15 protein-coding genes are annotated in these 16,077 nt (G+C 69.4%); 2 read left to right on the top strand and 13 right to left on the bottom strand.

Going from position 1 to position 16,077, the window contains the following annotated elements:
- Positions 1-68 precede the first annotated feature (68 nt).
- The 12 genes from ACGFY5_RS21780 to ACGFY5_RS21725 all read right to left on the bottom strand — a co-directional run bounded on the left by ACGFY5_RS21780 (position 69) and on the right by ACGFY5_RS21725 (position 12,782).
- Entirely contained in the window at positions 69-1,262 is a 1,194-nt protein-coding gene (locus tag ACGFY5_RS21780; RefSeq protein ID WP_392722257.1) for an NAD(P)/FAD-dependent oxidoreductase, read from the bottom strand.
- A gap of 1 nt (position 1,263) precedes the next feature.
- Entirely contained in the window at positions 1,264-2,904 is a 1,641-nt protein-coding gene (locus ACGFY5_RS21775) for an OB-fold domain-containing protein (protein WP_392722256.1), read from the bottom strand.
- Entirely contained in the window at positions 2,901-3,224 is a 324-nt protein-coding gene (gene fdxA / locus ACGFY5_RS21770; protein ID WP_392722254.1) for a ferredoxin, read from the bottom strand. Before fdxA ends, ACGFY5_RS21775 begins: the two co-directional genes overlap by 4 nt.
- Positions 3,225-3,237: 13 nt before the next feature.
- The gene (locus tag ACGFY5_RS21765; RefSeq protein ID WP_392722252.1) at positions 3,238-4,575 is read right to left on the bottom strand and encodes a cytochrome P450; all 1,338 of its coding nucleotides are present in this window, start codon (positions 4,573-4,575) and stop codon (positions 3,238-3,240) included.
- Positions 4,576-4,637: 62 nt separating this feature from the next.
- Positions 4,638-5,996, bottom strand: a complete 1,359-nt coding sequence (locus ACGFY5_RS21760) for a cytochrome P450 (protein ID WP_392722251.1) — start codon at positions 5,994-5,996, stop codon at positions 4,638-4,640.
- A gap of 12 nt (positions 5,997-6,008) precedes the next feature.
- Positions 6,009-6,200, bottom strand: coding sequence for a ferredoxin (locus ACGFY5_RS21755; RefSeq protein ID WP_392722250.1), 192 nt, complete (start codon positions 6,198-6,200; stop codon positions 6,009-6,011).
- 14 nt (positions 6,201-6,214) lie between these two features.
- Entirely contained in the window at positions 6,215-7,087 is an 873-nt protein-coding gene (locus tag ACGFY5_RS21750) for a mycofactocin-coupled SDR family oxidoreductase (protein ID WP_392722249.1), read from the bottom strand.
- 114 nt (positions 7,088-7,201) lie between these two features.
- Complete coding sequence (locus ACGFY5_RS21745) at positions 7,202-8,668, bottom strand: aldehyde dehydrogenase family protein (protein ID WP_392722248.1); 1,467 nt, start codon at positions 8,666-8,668, stop codon at positions 7,202-7,204.
- Positions 8,669-8,686: 18 nt separating this feature from the next.
- Positions 8,687-9,523 (bottom strand): NAD(P)-dependent oxidoreductase, encoded by an 837-nt coding sequence (locus tag ACGFY5_RS21740; RefSeq protein ID WP_392722247.1) that lies wholly within the window; start codon positions 9,521-9,523, stop codon positions 8,687-8,689.
- A gap of 39 nt (positions 9,524-9,562) precedes the next feature.
- Positions 9,563-10,693 (bottom strand): amidohydrolase family protein, encoded by a 1,131-nt coding sequence (locus tag ACGFY5_RS21735; protein WP_392722245.1) that lies wholly within the window; start codon positions 10,691-10,693, stop codon positions 9,563-9,565.
- A gap of 38 nt (positions 10,694-10,731) precedes the next feature.
- Positions 10,732-11,544 carry an NAD(P)-dependent oxidoreductase gene (locus tag ACGFY5_RS21730; protein WP_392722578.1) on the bottom strand — a complete coding sequence of 271 codons (813 nt, stop codon included), beginning with the start codon at positions 11,542-11,544 and terminating at the stop codon, positions 10,732-10,734.
- A 5-nt stretch (positions 11,545-11,549) separates the two neighbouring features.
- The gene (locus ACGFY5_RS21725) at positions 11,550-12,782 is read right to left on the bottom strand and encodes a CaiB/BaiF CoA transferase family protein (RefSeq protein ID WP_392722243.1); all 1,233 of its coding nucleotides are present in this window, start codon (positions 12,780-12,782) and stop codon (positions 11,550-11,552) included.
- Between the two features lie 340 nt (positions 12,783-13,122).
- On the opposite strand from ACGFY5_RS21725, the gene ACGFY5_RS21720 reads away from it, so the two are divergent.
- Together ACGFY5_RS21720 and ACGFY5_RS21715 are read left to right on the top strand one after the other, a co-directional pair.
- Positions 13,123-13,938, top strand: a complete 816-nt coding sequence (locus tag ACGFY5_RS21720) for a mycofactocin-coupled SDR family oxidoreductase (protein ID WP_392722241.1) — start codon at positions 13,123-13,125, stop codon at positions 13,936-13,938.
- Positions 13,939-13,975: 37 nt separating this feature from the next.
- Complete coding sequence (locus ACGFY5_RS21715; RefSeq protein WP_392722239.1) at positions 13,976-14,947, top strand: LacI family DNA-binding transcriptional regulator; 972 nt, start codon at positions 13,976-13,978, stop codon at positions 14,945-14,947.
- An 84-nt stretch (positions 14,948-15,031) separates the two neighbouring features.
- Here ACGFY5_RS21715 and ACGFY5_RS21710 read toward each other — a convergent pair whose 3' ends face one another.
- Positions 15,032-16,060 (bottom strand): dihydrodipicolinate reductase, encoded by a 1,029-nt coding sequence (locus ACGFY5_RS21710; protein WP_392722237.1) that lies wholly within the window; start codon positions 16,058-16,060, stop codon positions 15,032-15,034.
- Between the last annotated feature and the right edge of the window lie 17 nt (positions 16,061-16,077).

Here is a 16,077-nt window from a genome sequence, read left to right as displayed (position 1 = left end):
ACGAACGGGGGTAGTGGGTCTGTAGGGGTTGTCGAGTCTGGACAACGCTGTCCTTTGGTCGGGGAGCCTCAGCGCACGACGCCGCCGATCAGCTCCTGCATGAGCGAGGTGATGGTTCCGCGGTGGGCACCTGCCGCCACCTGCCCGCGTAGACGAGGCAGGAAGCGCGGTGCGCCGAACGCCGCGACACCCACGACGGTGTCGCCGGCGAAATAGGCGACCACGGTGCCGCGCACCGGGCCGCCGTCCAAGCCCTCCCCGGTCAGCGGGAGGAGGTTGTCGGCCAGGTCGGGCCGTCCGACGAGCTGGATCTTCAGCCCGAACTGGTCGGACCAGACGTACGGCACCGACGGCGGCGGGAGTTCCGCGCCGAGGATGTCGCGCGCGACGATCGCGGCCTGGTCCACGGTGGTCGTCCAGTGCTCGGTGCGGCAGCGGGCGCCGCGCACGTCGTCCCACCAGGCCGCGACGTCACCGAGCGCCCAGGTGGAGGACGCGCCGTCGACCCGGCCGGTGCGGTCGCAGTGGATGCCGTTCGTCTCCAGCCCCAGCCAGGAGACGTCGGGCGTCGCGCCGATCCCGACCAGCACGATGTCCGCCGAAAGCGTGCTGCCGTCCGCGAGTTCCACGGTGTGCGCGTCGACGAACCGCGTCATCCGGGTGCCGCAGCGCAGGTCGACGCCGGCCTCGGTGAACAGCCGGTTGGTCAGCGCGCCGAGCTCCGGCCCGAGCGCGTGCTGGCACGTCGTCGGCATCGCCTCCAGCACGGTGACGTCGAGCCCGCGCTGGCGCGCCGCGTGCGCCACCTCCGCGCCGATGAAACCGCCGCCGACGACGAGCAGCGACTGCGAGTCGCCCAGGGCGTCGCGCAGCGCGGTGGCGTCGTCGAGCGTGCGCAGTGTCCAGACGCCTTCGGGCTGGCCGGGGATCGTGCGCGCGGCGACACCGGTGGCGATGACGATCGCGTCGCCGGTGACGGTGGAACCGTCCTCGAGTTCGACGGTGGTGTCGTTGAGCGCCACGGCCGCCGACCCGAAGCGGTAAGCCACGTTCAGACCGTCCAGAGCGGGTTTGTCTTTCAGCACCACCCGCTCGGCGTCCCAGACGCCCGAGAGCACCTGCTTGGAGAGCGGCGGCCGGTCGTACGGCGGGTGCTCCTCGGCGCCGACCAGCGTGATACGACCCTCGTGCCCGTTGGCACGCAACTGCTCCACGACCCGGACACCGCCGAGGCCGGCGCCGACTACGACGACGTGGTCCATGTCAATCCCTCCGGAGGAGCAGCACGCCGCTCGGGGTGAGTCCGCCGCTGCTCACGACCGCGGTGCGGGCGCCGGCGACCTGGCGCTCCCCCGCGTCGCCGCGGAGCTGCACGATCGCCTCCTGCAGGAGGCCCATGCCGTGGGTGCGGCCGTGCGAGAGCTGGCCCCCGTGGGTGTTCAGGGGTAGGACACCGTCTCTGGCGATGTTCTTGCCGCCGTCCAGGAAGTCCTTGGCCTCGCCGATGCCGCAGAACCCGAGCGCCTCGAGCCAGGACAGGCAGTTGAACGTGAACCCGTCGTAGAGCTGGGCCACGTCGACGTCGTCCGGGCGCAGTGAGGTACGGGTCCAGAGGTGGGCGGCCGGGCCGAGTACCTGTGGTTCGTGCGTGGACGTCGACTGGTCCCACTCGACACGTTCGAGCAGCTGGGTGCCGACGGCTTCCACGCGCACCGGCGGCCTGCGCAGGTCGTTCGCGGTGTCCGCCGCGGAGACGATCACCGCGATCGCCGCGTCCACCGGCACGTCGCAGTCGTAGAGGCCGAACGGCGTCGTGATCAGCCGCGCGCCCAGGTAGTCGTCCATGTCCATCGGGTCGCGGTAGGTCGCGGTCGGGTTCAGAGCGGCGTTCGCGCGCTGGTTGAGCGCGATCCAGCCGAGCGTCTCCCGGGTGGTGCCGTACTTCTGGAAGTGACGCTGGGCGTTCATCGCCAGGCCGTGGGCCGCGGAGGTGGCGCCGAACGGCACGGACCAGCCGCTGTCGCCGGGGACGCGGCTCCCCATCGAAGGGATCTCGCCGTGTTTCTGCATCTCGTCGTGCGTCGATTGCCAGATCGTGCGGAAACAGAGCACGTGACGGGCCAGCCCGGCGGAGACAGCAAGCATCGCGGCGATCACGGAACCGCCGGGACCGAAGGTCTCGGCGCCGCCGTTGTACCAGGTCGGGCGGGTGCGCAGCGCGGCTTCCAGCGCGGTGACGCCGCCCTCGCCGAAGCCGCCGGCCGGGCCGCCGCCGGGGTAGCTCGAAAGACCGTCGATGTCGTCCATCGTCAGGCCCGCGTCGGCGACGGCCGCCTCGCACGCCTGGACGGTGAGCACGAGCGGGTCGACCCGCAGCCGCCGACCCATCGGAGACGCGCCGACGCCGGACAACACGACGTCGTCCTCGAACTTGCGCGTGGTGAGCAGAGGCCGGACGCGGGCCCGGATCTCCTCCGGTCCTTCCTCGTCCTCAGCGATCAGCCCCGGTTCCCCGTCGATCGCCCGGAAGAGCGGCAGCCAGACGTCCTCGACCTGCTCGAACTCGACCCGCACGCGCTGGCCGAGGGTGGGCTCCTCGACCCCCAGCAGGCGAGTCGTGAGCCGCACGCGCGGGTCCTCGTCCGGTACGACCCGCGCGATCACGTACGGCGGCGGGAGCCCCGGCAGCCCGAACCGGTGATTCACGGTGAAGCTCACGACCGTGCCTTCACCCGAGAGGTCGCGGATCTCCAGCGCGGTGCTGCGGCATCGGGGGCACGCCGGCTTCGGCGGGTGAACGAAGCCCTCGCACTCCGAACACTGCTGCATGCGGAGCACCCCGTCGGCTCCGGACTTCCAGTAGAACTCGTTCAGGATCGTGACGTACGGGAGCGGCGCGTTCATTCGGACTCCTTGACCGGCAGGGCCGCCACGAAGGCGACGTCCGGCTGCGGGCCGGAAACCTTGGACGCCCCACCCGGCGAGCCGATCGACGCGAAGAAGACCACGTTCGCCTCGGCGAACGGCCCGTAGTGCTCGGGCAGGTCGTCCTCGTAGAAGATCGCCTCCACCGGGCAGACCGGCTCGCACGCGCCGCAGTCGACGCACTCCTCCGGCTGGATGTACGCCATCCGGCCACCCTCGTAGATGCACTCCACAGGGCATTCCTCGAGGCAGGCGCGGTCGAGGACGTCGACACACGGCTCGGCGACCACGTACGTCATGGGTGTTTCTCCTCTAGAGCTGAGCGCTGGACGTGCGGACGGTGACCGGTTCGGCCAGCCGCTGCTCGTCACAGACGACCTGCAGCTTCGCGATCGTTTCGTCGAGTCCCGGGCCCAGACGCGGACCGGGAGTGAACGTCGCGGGCAGGTGTTTCATCCCGTTGATGATTCCGGTGGTGTCGTAGTGCACGGCCCCGTCCTTCTCGCAGACGAAGTCGGGCATCCGGTCCAGGACGTGGCGGATCATCGTCTTGAACGTCGCCCGCGCGACGTTCGAACCGATGCACCGGTGGATGCCCAGCCCGAAGCTCGCGTGCCGGTTGCCCTTGCGGTCCAGCTGGACGCTGTGCGGGTCCTCGAACACGGTCGCGTCCCGGTTGGCCATCGCCCACGACATCCAGATGCGGTCGCCCTCGGTGAACCGCGTGCCGGCGATCTCGCAGTCCGCGGAGATCGTCCGGCCGTCCCCCTGGGCGGGGGTGTAGTACCGCAGGAACTCCTCGGTCGCGGTGTCGCGCAGCGTGTCCCACTCGGCGCTGAGACGCGTACGCTCCGCCGGGTTCTCGGAGAGCCACTCGAGCGCGTGTGCGCTCAACGACGTCGTCGTGTCCAGGCCACCGCCGATGAGGAGCCCCACCGCGCCGAGGACGTCCCGGTGGGTCGGCCTGCCCCCGTTGACCTCTGCCTTGATCAGCGCGTCGATCAGGCCGGGGCGCGGGGTCTCCCGGATCTGGTTGATCCAGTGTTCCGACCGGTTCCGGGCGTCCAGGTACTTGGTGAAGACGTCCATGATCTCCGGCGAGTCCATCCGCGTGTACACGGTGGCGTGCGCCGGTTCGCAGTGGATGACCCACTCGGCGAGCGGCATCCCGAGCATCGCCATCGTCAGCACCGCGGGCACGATGTTGACGAAGTCGTCGACGAAGTCGATCCGCCCGGACTCGATCTTCTCGTCCAGCGCGGCCCGCGTGATCTCGTCCAGCACCGGCTGCCAGCGCTTCACCGCCGCCGGCGACAGGTACGGGTTGAGCGCCTGCCGGTAGTGCCGCTGCTCCGGCGGATCCATCTCCAGGAACCCACCGATCGGCTCCCCCGGCATCCGCGGCGGCGGAGGGATCGTGATGCCCCAGTAGCCGCGCTTCACCTCGTCCGGGTCGTTCTCGTGCGACAGGATGTCGGCCCGCCGCGCGATGTCGAACACTTCCTTGTTCCCGCTGGTGAACCAGTACCCGCCGTGCGTGTCGTTCCACGCCACCGGGCACCTTCCGTGAAACTCGTCGGCCAGGGACTCGAAGTCCTCGCGGTAACGCGAGGAGAGCCGGTCCAAGCTGATGCGCTTGTCATCGGGCATGTTCGCTCCAGCGAGTGCGCGAGACGGCACCCGGGCCCAGGCCCGAGTGCCGTCTCTGGAGGTCAGTCGGTCAGTTCCGCTTTGTCCCTGTGCACAGTGACCGGCTCGGCGAGCCGCTGTTCGTCGCAGATCTTCTGCATCCGCTCGATCGTCTCGTCGAGGCCCGCGCCGAGACGCGGTCCCGGCGTGAACGTCGCCGGCAGGTTCTTCATGCCGTTGATGACGCCGGTCGACGGGTAGTGCACCGCACCGTCCTTGTCGCACACGAAGTCCGGCATCCGGTCGAACACGTGCCGGAGCATCGTCTTGAACGTCGCCCGTGCGACGTTCGACCCGATGCACCGGTGGATGCCCAGCCCGAAACTCGAGTGCCGATTGCCCTTACGGTCCAGATGGATCGTGTGCGGGTCCTCGAACACCGTCTCGTCCCGGTTGGCCATCGCCCAGGAGAGCCAGAGCCGCTGGCCCTCCTCGAACTTGACGCCGTTGATCTCGGCGTCCAGCTGGATCGTCCGGCCGTCGCCGACCGCCGGCGTGTAGAACCGCAGGAACTCCTCGGTCGCGGAGTCCCGCAGGTCGTCCCACTCCCGGCTGAGGCGTGCCCGCTCGTCCGGGTGTTCGGAGAGCCACTCCAAAGCGTGCGCGGTCAGCGCCGTCGTGGTGTCGAAGCCACCACCGATGAGCAGCCCGGCGACGCCGACGACGTCCCTGTCGTCGGGCATCCTGCCGTTGACCTCGGCCTTGATGATCCCGTCGATCAGACCTGGCCGCGGGTTCTCCCGGATCTTGCGCACCCACTCCTCGGTGTGGGCGCGGGCTTCGAGCATCTGCTGGAAGACCCGCATGAAGTCCGGCGAGTTCGGCGGCGTGTAGACGCTGGCGTGCGACGGCTCGCAGTGCACGATCCACTCCGACAGCGGCATGCCGAGCATGGCCATCGTCAGCACCGCGGGCACGATGTTCGCCAGGTCGTCGACGAAGTCGATCTGCCCGGACTCGATCTTCTCGTCCAGGGCCGCCCGGGTGATCTCGTCGATCACCGGTTGCCAGCGCTTCACCGCGGCCGGCGACAGGTACGGGTTCAGCGCCTGTCGGTAGTGCCGCTGCTCCGGCGGGTCCATCTCCAGGAACCCACCGATCGGCGAGCCCGGTTGACGCTGCGGATGCGGGATCGAGATCCCCTGGTAGCCCCGCTTCACGCCGTCCGGGTCGGCCTCGTTCGACAGCACGTCAGCCCGGCGTGCGATGTCGAACAACTCTTTGTTCCCCGACACGAACCAGTAGCCGCCGTGTTCGGTGTTCCAGGCCACCGGGCAGCGTCCGTGGTAGTCGGTCGACAGCTCCTCGAACTCCTCCCGGTACCGGGTGGAGTGTCTGTCGAGCTGGATCTTCTCGATCATCCGGGCATCGTCGATCGTCATGGTGCTCTCCGCTCAGAACAGGATGATTGCCTGCTCGGGGCAGGTGCGCGCGGCTTCCTTGGCGAGGGTCTCCTGGTCGGCGGAGACGTCCTCGTCGACGGCGTGCGCGTGGCCGTCGATGTCGGACAGTTCGAACAGGTTGGGCGCGGTCATCGCGCACAGGGTGTGCCCCTGGCAGATGTCCGGATCGACACGAACCTTCATGGGAGCAGCACCTTTCAGACGTGGTAGTCCTGGAACTTCAGGTACGAGCCGGCGTCGACGCGCATCTGCATGCCGGTGACGTAGCGGGCCTCCTCGGAGGCCAGGTAGAGCACCATGTTGCTGATGTCGCGCGGCTCGACGTAGGGAACCGGCATCAGCTGCTGGAAGTAGAAGGCCGGCTCCGCGTCCTCGCGGGTCGGGTTCTCCAGGTCGGGGCGGAACGCCTTGTACATCGGCGGGCTCTGCAGCATCGGGGTGTTGCAGTTCGTCGGGTGCACGGCGTTGGCGCGGATGCCGCGGGGGCCGAGGTTGCGGGCCAGTTCGTGGATGAACTCGCAGACGGCCTTCTTGGCGTACTGGTACGACGCGCCACCGGGGTCCTGACCGACCTGCCCGGCCGCGCCGAGGCCCGCGCCGGTCATCGCGACAGCGGCCGAGGCCGTGGCGATGATCGAGGCACCTTCCTTGAGGTGCGGCAACGACGCGTGGATCGCGTTGATGACACCCAGTAAGAGCGTGTCGACGCCGTCCATCCAGGCCTGGACGGCGGGCTCGCCCTTCATCGGGGCGATGCCGGCCTGCGCGACGACGACGTCGAGGTGACCGAGTTGCGCGATGCCCTGCTCGACCGCCGCGATCAGCTGCGAGCGCTCCCGGACGTCGGCTTCGACCGCGACGATCCGCCGGTCGAGCGCCTCCACCAGCGCGACGGTCTCCTTGAGGTCGTCCGAGGACGACATCGGGTAGTTGACCGTCTCGAAGTCCTTGCAGATGTCCACGGCGATGATGTCCGCGCCCTCTTCAGCCAGGCGGATCGCGTGACTACGCCCCTGCCCCCGCCCCGCGCCCGTTACGAACGCGACCTTTCCTTCTACTCGTCCCGCCATCTCAGACCTCTCTGTCTCGGATCAGCGCCGGCGCGGCCGCCGGTTGTGCGTTGTGCGACCGCCGCTTCGCGGCGGTGGGTGGGGTCGGGGGCGGCGCCAGTCGGCCGCCGGCCGTTAGCCGGCAGCGGTGGGCCAGGCGATGGTCTTGGTCTCGAGGAAGTCCTCGAGACCCTCGGTGCCCCACTCGCGGCCGATGCCGCTCTGCTTGTAGCCGCCGAACGGCGACTGGACGTCGAACCACATGCCGCCGTTGACGCCGACCGTGCCGGTGCGCATCCGCCGGGCCAGGTTCAGCGCGCGGTCGAAGTCCGCGCTGTGCACGGCCGCCGACAAGCCGAAGATCGTGTTGTCGGCGATGCGGAGCGCGTCCTCGTCGTCGTCGAACGGCAGCACGACGATGACCGGGCCGAAGATCTCGTCCTGCGCCACCGACGACTTCGGGTCGATGTCGGTGATCACGGTCGGCTCGACGAAGAAGCCGCGATCGAACCGGTCCTGCGGCTTGCCGCCGACCGCGATCCGGCCCTCGCGGGCGCCGGCCTCGTAGTAGCTGAGCACCTTGTCGCGCTGCGCGGCGTTGATGACCGGCCCCATGATGTTGCCGGGGTCCGTCGGGTCGCCCCACGGCATCTGGCCCATCGCGCCCGCGAGGATGCCGACGGCCTCGTCGAGCTTGTTCCGCGGCACGAGCAGCCGGGTCAGCGCGGCGCACCCCTGGCCGGCGTGCACGCAGATGCCCATCGCCAGGCCGGGCACGATCTGGGTCAGGTCGGCGTCGTCGAGCACGACCGCCGCGGACTTCCCGCCGAGCTCCAGCGTGACCCGCTTGATCGTCTCGGACGCCGCGCCCATCACCTTGCGGCCGGTGCCGGTCGAGCCGGTCAGCGTCACGTGGTCGACGTCGGGGTGGGTCGCGAGGATCTGCGCGACGGCGTTGTCCGAGGTCGACACCACATTCAGGACGCCGGCCGGTAGGTCGGTGTGCTCGGCGGCGATCGCACCCAGCGCGAGCGCGCTGAACGGGGTGTCCGGTGCGGGTTTGAGCACGACCGTGCAGCCGGCTGCGAGCGCCGCGGCGACCTTTGCGATGTTCAGGTAGAACGGGTAGTTCCACGGCGTGATCGCGGCGACGACACCGGCGGCCTCCCGGCGCACCACGCGGCTGGTGGCGGTGCCGTAGAACTCCTTCTCCGGCAGCGGGCGCTCGAACTCGTAGGTGCCGAGCAGGTCGATGTAGTGGTCGATGAACCGGATCGGGTCCTCGAGCTGGATCGCACCGGTCAGCGAGACCGGGCTGCCCGCCTCGGACACCACGATGGTCCGCAGTTCGTCGACGTTCGCGCGCAGGGCGTCGCGCAGCTGGGTGAGGCAGTGGCGGCGGAACTCCACGTCGGTCGACCAGTTGCTGGTGTCGAAAGCGCGGCGGGCGGCACCGATGGCTTTTTCGACGTCGGTCGCGTCGGCGTCGGGGGCCGCGCCGATGACTTCCTCGGTGGCCGGGTTGAGGTTGTCGAACGTGCGGCCGCTTCCGGCCGTGACGAGTTCGCCGTCGATGAGCAGGCGGTCTCCGAGCGATGTCATGGGTGAGCTCCTGGGGATCTATGCGAGCGCGTGGGCGTGCGCGGGAATCAGCTCGGCGAGCGCCCGGTGCGCATCGGCGAGGGCGCCGAGGTCACCGCCGAGTTCGGCGACGACGCGGCGGACGACGGCGACGTCCTTGCCGATGAATTCACCGGCGGCGTGGGCGAAATTCTCGACCGAACCGGCGCGGGCTACACCCGCCAGCGCGAAGCTGTTCGAGCTGCCCTGGGGTAGGGCTTCGAGCAGTGCCTTCTGTTCGATGCCGAGCTGGACGCCGAGGTCGACGGCTGCCGCGAGCAGGCCGATGTTCGCCGCGAACAGCGCGTTGTTGATGAGCTTGACGCGTTGGCCGTTGCCGCGGGGGCCCACGTGCAGGATCGGGTCGCCGTAGGTTTGCAGCGCGGGGCGGACCCGTTCGACGGCGGTGTCGCTGCCGCCGACGAGCAGGGTGATGTGGCCCGCTGCAACGTCGTGCGGACCCCCGCTGACCGGTGCGTCGACCACCTCGACGCCGTGTTCGGCGAGGGCGTCCGCGGTGGCCGGGCTGCCCGTGGTGTGCACGACCAGCACCGCGTCCTTCGCCATCGCCGCAACGAGCCGGGGTCCTACCTCCCGCACCTGCTCATCGGTGTGCACACAGACGAACACCACCTCAGCGCCCGCGGCGACCTGCCTCAGTGTGTCGACAGCAGTCGCGCTCCCGGCCTGCGCAGCCGTGGGCGGGGCGGCCGCGGCCTCCAGGGCCGCGCGGGCGGCTTCGGAGCGGGTCAGGACCTGGACGGTGTGGCCGGCGGCGGACAGCCGCTGGACCATGGGGCGGCCGATGCGGCCGGCGCCGACGAAGCCGAGCCGCATCGGCCCTCCTCTTCCGGACATGGGTGAAGTCGGCGTCGATCAGGCGGGGAAGTTGAAGATGCGACGGGCGTTGCCCTCGACGATCAGCAGCGCCTCGTCATCGGGCACGTTCGCGAGCTGCTCACCGAGCACCTTGCGGGTGTGCGGCCAGTTGCAGTCCGAGTGCGGGTAGTCGCTCTCGAACAGAATCTGATCGACGCCGATCGAGTGCCGCAGGTCGATCCCGTTCTGATCCGAGATGAACGCACCGTAGATGTGGTCCTTGAACATCTCCGACGGCTTGCGCTCCTGGTCGATGTTGCACCAGAACTTGTGCCGCCCCCACGAGTAGTCCGCGCGCTCGAGGATGTACGGGATCCACCCGATCCCGCCCTCGGACAGCACGAACTTCAGGTTCGGGAACTTGTAGAACACCGGTGAGATCAACAGATCGACGCACGCCATCATCGAGTTGATACCGAACAACGCGATCGTGACGAACATGTCGGCGTCCTGCGCGACACCACTCGGCGCCCCACCGGACCCGAAGTGCACCGACAGCGGCAGGTTGCGCTCCTCGGCGGCCCGCAGGATCGGGTCCCAGTGGTCGGTGTGGTAGCTCGGCAACCCGACCCGGTGCGGCGCCTCGAGGAAGCTCACCGACCTCGCGCCCTTGTCCGCGGTGCGCTCGATCTCCTTGACCGACGCCTGCACGTCCCAGAACGGAATCATGACGAGCGGAATCTGCCGCTCGGGGGCGTACGCGCACCACTCGTCGAGAATGAAGTCGTTGTAGGCGCGGATGCACTCCGCGGCCAGCTCCTTGTCCTCGCTGGCGTAGAACGTGCTGCCGGCGAAGCCACCCATGTTCGGGAAGCAGAGCTGCGCCCAGACGCCTTCGACGTCCATGTCCTTGATGCGCTCGGAGATGTCGTGACACCCCGGGCGCATGTCGTCGTAGCTGCGCGGGTCCATGCCGAACTCGCGGGGATGCTTGCCGGCGACCGCGTTCAGCGCGAAGTTGCCGGACGGCTTGCCGTTGAAGATCCAGGTGTCGTTGCCGTCGGGCAACTTTTCGATGCGGGGAGCGACGTCCTGGTACTTCGCGGGCATGCGGTCGAGCCAGACCCGGGGGTGCTCGATCACGTGGTCGTCGACCGAGATGATCTTGGCGTCATCGGGGAGCGGCATCGGGAGTGCCTCCCTATCTAGAGGGCAGCGCGGTGGGTTCAGCGAGCGTGCTTCATGGAGGTGAGCGCGGAGTCGGCAGCGGGGAGCACCGCACCGGCGTCCACTCCGGCTGCGGCGGCGAGGTCGACCGCGAGCCGAACGTCTTTCTGCAGGAGCGGCCCGGCGACCTCGGTCATCCGGGCGGCCGAGTAGGGCTCGCCGGAGAGCAGCAGCGACGCGGCGAAGCTGTTGCCGCTGCCGGAGGCGAAGACCTTGTTGAGCGACGCGAGGTCGAGCTCGAGGGCGCGGCCCAGCGCGTAGGCGGCCTCGGCGACGCCGAGGTTGGCGGTGAGCAGCAGGTTGTTGAGGATCTTTGCGGCTTGGCCGGCGCCTAGCGGGCCCAGGTGCAGGAACGGGTTCGCGTAGGTGTCGAAGATCGGGCGGGTCTTCTCGATGACGGCGGGGTCGCCGCCGGCCATCACGAGCAGGCGCTGTTCGGCGGCGGCCTGACCCCCGCCGCTGACCGGGGCGTCGATCAGGGCGACGCCCTGCTTGGCGGCCTGTTCGGCCAGGGTGCGGCAGGTGTCGGGGTGCACGGTGCTGTGCACGACGAGAACGCCACCGCCGGCCAGCCCGTCCAGCACCTGCGCGCCGACCTCACGCACCCCGTCGTCGTCGACGACGCAGAGGCAGACGACATCACTGGCCTTGGCCAACGCCGCCGGCGAGTCGGCTGTGGCCGCCGCCGTGTCGGCATAGGGCTCGAGACTCTCGGCGCGCCGCGCCCACAACGTGGTCGGGAATCCTGCGTCGACGATCCGCCGAGCCATCGGGCCCCCTTGGGACCCCAGCCCGATGAACCCCACGCGCAGAGTCGTCACGTCACGGCTCCGGCTATTTTGAATTCGAGGGACTTCTCGTCGGAGAAGCCGAGCTCGGACAGGATCTCGTCGGTGTGTTCGGCGAACTGCGGAGCGCGGGTGATCACGGCCGGCGTGCGATCGAACTGCACCGGGTTCGCGACGAGCTTCTGGGTGTTGCCCTCGAAGTCCACCACGTCGGTGACCTGCCCCGTAGCCTGCAGCTGCGGGTCGTTACCCAGCTCGAACGTGTCCTGGACCAGCGCCCACTGGCCCTCCATCTTCTCCGCGGCAGCGAACCACGAGTCCTTCGTGAACCCGGCCATGATCGCGGTGACTTCCTCCACCGCGGCCAACCCGTTCGCCATCAACTTCTCGGTGGTGTCGAACCGCTCGTCGACGATCAGGTCGGGACGACCCACCGCCTGGCAGAAGTCCGGCCAGTACCGCCCGGGCTGCAGCATGCACAGGTTGATCCACCGACCGTCCGAGGTCTGGTAGTTCCCGGTCAGCGGATTGTTCGGCTGCCCCCCGGCCCGCGGCGCGAACTTCGGCAACGCCTTCCCGGCCTGCAACGCCAGGTTGACGTTGAGCTGGATCGCCCAGGCGCCGACCCCGAGCAACGAGACGTCCACGACGGACGGCTCCCCGGTCGTGGCCCGTGCGAACAACGCCGCCGCGATACCCCCGGCGATCGTCATCCCACCGATGTTGTCGCCGTACGCCCCACCCGGCGGCGGCGTCGGCGCCACCGCACCATCGGGAGTCAACGCGTCCGCCGTGCCGGCGCGAGCCCAGTACGCGGTGCCGTCGTACCCACCCGACTCCGCCTCCGGACCGGCGTGCCCGAATGCTGACCCGACCACGAAGATGATGTTCGGGTTGACCGCCCGCACGTCGTCGAGGTCGATGCCGAGCTTGCGACGCGCGGCCGGCAGGAAGTTCGTGAGGAACACGTCGCTGCGCCGGATCAACTCGTGCAGCACTTCCTTGGCTTCCGGCTTCTCCAGCGAGAGCCCCAGGCTGCGCTTACCCCGGTTGGGGCCTTCCATGATCGGCGCGAACGTCGACCCCTTCGAGATGACGTCGTGGCCCAACGCCTTGACCAGGCCGCGCTGAGCGTCGCCCTTCTCGGCGTGCTCGATCTTGACGACGTCGGCGCCCCAGTCGGCGAGCACCGCACCGGCGGACGGCACATAGGTGAACTGCGCGACCTCGAGTACCCGAACGCCTTCCATGGGCCTTAACACGTGACGCACCCTCATCTCTTGCTGAAGGTGGAGGAGAGCCGAGGTGCGGCGACATGCGGGCCTGCGCTCCGGGCGGTCCGCTGTGTTCCTCCACGTCGAAACCATGCGCCTTAACTGCAGCACGAGCATCGTATAGTTCTAAAACTATCAATCTCAAGAGCTTGAACAGGCTCGAGACTTGGAAATTCGTTGAAGTGTGCAACCGGCCGAACGCTTCCTAGCACGTGCTAGGAACGCACCCTACGCGTGCCGTGGGTCACACGGAAGACATGGAACCGAAACGTCCAACGAGCTACAGTCCTGTTCGACTAGCACGTGCTACCAACCTCGAGGGGTGCTCATGGGCGGACGGGTCGCAGGAAAGGTCGCGCTCATCACCGGCGCGGCCCGCGGGCAGGGCCGGGCGGACGCCGTCCGCCTCGCGCAGGAGGGCGCGGACATCATCGCCGTGGACATCGCCGGGCAACTACCCGGCGTCGACTACGACTCCCCCACGCCGGAAGACCTCGCCGAGACCACGGCGCTCGTCGAGAAGCTCGACCGGCGGATCGTGTCCGCGCAGGTCGACGTCCGGAACCTGGAGGCGTTGACCGCCGCCGTCGACGCCGGAGTGGCCGAGCTCGGCCGGCTCGACGTCATCGTCGCGAACGCCGGCATCTGCATCCCGCGGGCCTGGGACCAGGTCACGCCGCGGATCTACCAGGACACGATCGACACCAACATCACCGGTGTCTGGAACACCGTGATGTCCGGCGCGCACTACCTGGTGGAGGCCGGGGGTGGCTCGATCATCCTGATCAGCTCCGCGGCGGGTCTGAAGGTGCAGCCGTTCATGGTTCCGTACACGACCAGCAAGTGGGCGGTCCGTGGCATGGCGAAGGCGTTCGCGGTCGAACTGTCGCGCCACGGCATCCGGGTCAACAGCGTCCACCCGACCGGTGTGAACACCCCGATGGGTACCGGGGACATGCAGGCCGCGATCGGTGCGGCGATGGCCACCGACCCGCGACTCGGTGGGATGTTCCAGAACCTGCTGCCGGTGCAGAGCACCGAGCCCGAGGACGTCGCGGACACGGTGCTGTTCCTCGCGTCCGACGAATCGAAGTTCATCACGGCGCACGAAATCGCCCCGGATGCCGGTGTCACCGAGTTCTAGGTAGTTTGAGCTAATGGCCACTGCACGCCGTTCACGCGTGACCAGCACCGACGTGGCCCGAGCCTCGGGCTTCTCCCGGCAATTGGTCGGGTTCGTCCTGAACAACACCCCCGGCCAGTCGATCCCGGAGACCACACGGGCGAAGGTGCTCCGCGCCGCCGCCGAGCTCGGTTACGTGCCGCACGGACCGGCCCAGGCGTTGCGCCGGGGCCGCGGCCGCACGGTGCTGCTCGCGATCCCCGACCTTCCGCAGGGCGGGACGATGGGCACGGTGATCGAGACGGCGGCGGACGAACTCGCGGCCGAGGGCCTGACGCTCGTCACGTACCTGCTCGGTGCCGAGCAGCGGTCACCGCGGGAGGTGGCGGCCGCGCTCGCGCCGGTGGCCGTCGCCGGGATGCTTCCGTTCAGCGATGCCGACGTCGCGACGTTCACCGCGAGTGGCGCGGCCGTGGTGCTGCCGCAGCCCGGCACGCACTTCGGATCCAATCTCGACGAGTCGATGCGGCTGCTCGGCGAGTTGCAGGTCGAGTACCTGGTGGGTCGTGGTCATCGGCGGATCGTGTTCGCCGCTCCGGACGACGCGCGTACGGCCGGGCTCGCGTCCGGGCGGTACGAGGGTGCGCGTGCCGCCGCGGAGCGTCTGGGGTTGCCGCAGGTCAAGCGGCACGTCGTGCCGTCGGAGGGGGCGGACGACGCGGTGCGGGTCTGGCGCTCCGGGCGCCATCCGATCACCGCTGTCGCGTGCCACGGCGACGAGATGGCGTTCGCGGTGCTCGCGGCGGCGCGCGGGGCCGGCGTCCGGGTGCCCGAGGACCTGGCGGTGATGGGTGCCGACGAACTGCCGATCGCGCGGTTCGCCGAGCCGCCGCTCACGACGATCTCGGTCGATGGTCGCAACGCGGGGATCCGGCTCGCCCGCGCGATAGTCGACCTCCTCGCCGACCGCACCCCACCCCCGTTCGACTACCACGACGGAATCACCGTCGTCCCCCGCACCTCGGCCTGAGCCGCCGCAACCCCGCCCCGGCGCCGCAACCCCCGCAAGGGTTGCACGCCTTGGCGGCGTATAGCCCCCTGAAGCGTGCAACCCTCAGCCCAGGCGCGCGATGATCTGCGGGAGGTCGGCGGACGTGCGGATGCCCGGCGAAGCCGCGACCACGGCGGGGATGGCGTTGACGGCGCGGTTGGCGGTGTAGGCGGGGCTCATCGCGGCCATGCGCTCCAGCGGTACCGGGAACACCAGGTCGATCTCGAGCGGCGCGTCGCCGTCGACCACCACCCGCCACCCGGTCGTCCGTAGGTCCCAGTGCGGATCCAGGTCCCGACCGCAGAACCAGTTCGCGCGGAACGTCAACAGCGGAACGCCACCGCGCCGACCCGTCACCGTGATCCGCTGCCCGGCCACCGATCCCGCGGGGAGGGTTCCGGCTGCGATCGTCAGCGGATCCTTCGTCACCGCGAACTCGCCGGTCGCCTCCACCGAGTCCAACGGCATCCCGAGCGCGTCGGCCAGCACCTCGAGCGACGGGCCGAACGCGTTCCGGAGCGCCACCAGCCGACGGTCACCGAATCCGGCCGGCGGCTTGCCGAACCCCATGACGTCGAACAGCAGCGCCGGCGAGTCCCGCCGGGACAGGTCCGCGAACTCGTCGATCAGCAGCCCGTCGAGCCGCCGCTGGATCGACGTCACGACCAGCGGCAACGCCTCGGTGATGAACCCGGGGCTGCTGCCGGTGCTGTGGATCGACGTGCCACCCCGCGCACATGCCTCCTCGATCCGCGCCCGCACCCCCGGCTCGAGCGACGCCGGACGGTGGAACTCCCCGCGCGTCGACACCACGTTCGCGCCCGATCCGAGCACCGCGCACACGTCGTCGAAGTCGCAGGCCAGCGGCGTGTAGATCACGCAATCGGCACCGAGCGCCAGGATCTCGTCCCGGTCGGCGCTCGCCCGGACACCGACGGGATCGAGCCCGCAGAGCTCCCCTGCGTCCCGGCCCACCTTTCCTGGCGAGTGGGCGTACACCCCGACGAGCTCGAGCCCGGGATGCTCGATCACCCCGCGGAGCGCCCGCGATCCGATGTTGCCGGTGGCCCACTGCACGACCCGGATTGCCATGTGATGATTATAAAACT

The sequence above is a fragment of the Cryptosporangium sp. NPDC048952 genome (assembly GCF_043197895.1).
In the GTDB taxonomy this organism is placed as follows: domain Bacteria; phylum Actinomycetota; class Actinomycetes; order Mycobacteriales; family Cryptosporangiaceae; genus Cryptosporangium.
The sequence above is the reverse complement of the archived record's forward strand: the minus strand, read 5'-3'. Positions and strand labels throughout refer to the sequence as shown.

Coding starts and splice junctions, on each gene's coding strand:
- ACGFY5_RS21780 (WP_392722257.1), bottom strand. CDS start 1,262: ATGGACCACGTCGTCGTAGTCGGCGCCGGCCTCGGCGGTGTCCGGGTC.
- ACGFY5_RS21775 (WP_392722256.1), bottom strand. CDS start 2,904: ATGAACGCGCCGCTCCCGTACGTCACGATCCTGAACGAGTTCTACTGG.
- fdxA (WP_392722254.1), bottom strand. CDS start 3,224: ATGACGTACGTGGTCGCCGAGCCGTGTGTCGACGTCCTCGACCGCGCC.
- ACGFY5_RS21765 (WP_392722252.1), bottom strand. CDS start 4,575: ATGCCCGATGACAAGCGCATCAGCTTGGACCGGCTCTCCTCGCGTTAC.
- ACGFY5_RS21760 (WP_392722251.1), bottom strand. CDS start 5,996: ATGACGATCGACGATGCCCGGATGATCGAGAAGATCCAGCTCGACAGA.
- ACGFY5_RS21755 (WP_392722250.1), bottom strand. CDS start 6,200: ATGAAGGTTCGTGTCGATCCGGACATCTGCCAGGGGCACACCCTGTGC.
- ACGFY5_RS21750 (WP_392722249.1), bottom strand. CDS start 7,087: ATGGCGGGACGAGTAGAAGGAAAGGTCGCGTTCGTAACGGGCGCGGGG.
- ACGFY5_RS21745 (WP_392722248.1), bottom strand. CDS start 8,668: ATGACATCGCTCGGAGACCGCCTGCTCATCGACGGCGAACTCGTCACG.
- ACGFY5_RS21740 (WP_392722247.1), bottom strand. CDS start 9,523: ATGCGGCTCGGCTTCGTCGGCGCCGGCCGCATCGGCCGCCCCATGGTC.
- ACGFY5_RS21735 (WP_392722245.1), bottom strand. CDS start 10,693: ATGCCGCTCCCCGATGACGCCAAGATCATCTCGGTCGACGACCACGTG.
- ACGFY5_RS21720 (WP_392722241.1), top strand. CDS start 13,123: ATGGGCGGACGGGTCGCAGGAAAGGTCGCGCTCATCACCGGCGCGGCC.
- ACGFY5_RS21710 (WP_392722237.1), bottom strand. CDS start 16,060: ATGGCAATCCGGGTCGTGCAGTGGGCCACCGGCAACATCGGATCGCGG.